The 375-nt window shown below is 48.0% G+C and carries 1 protein-coding gene; it reads right to left on the reverse strand.

The window, feature by feature from the left end; genetic code table 11:
* The coding region (locus PT964_RS26380; RefSeq protein WP_274366337.1) for an IS110 family transposase at positions 1-264 on the reverse strand (264 nt) is incomplete at its 3' end.
* Positions 265-375 lie beyond the last annotated feature (111 nt).

Below are 375 nucleotides of genomic sequence, written 5' to 3' on the forward strand. Positions count from 1 at the left end.
CCAGTAATGTCCCGTCGGTTCCAAACCGACGATCATTGACGACAGCCGGTGTTTGGCCTGAACGTCTTGAACCCAGTTCAGCAGCTTTTCGAAGCCTTCCTTAGAATTTGTAAAAGACAGATGCCGTGGAGTCAGCACTCGTCCGCGGAAGTCCGTAATTTGAGCCACGTGGACATCTTTGGCAATATCGATTCCGACGACGGCGTGCTGCATGGTAATTCGTTCAATCCGTTGATTTGTTGCGACGTTTTGATTAAACTTCATAGTAAGCGCCTCCTGATAGGTTTTTAAGGGCATCCGACCCGTCACACCCTATCATACGAGGCGCTCCTTTTTTTGTCCAAGACGAAATCTTAGTCCTTACAGGAATGTTTA

The sequence above is a fragment of the Paenibacillus thermotolerans genome, from assembly GCF_028745515.1.
Taxonomy (GTDB): domain Bacteria; phylum Bacillota; class Bacilli; order Paenibacillales; family YIM-B00363; genus Paenibacillus_AE; species Paenibacillus_AE thermotolerans.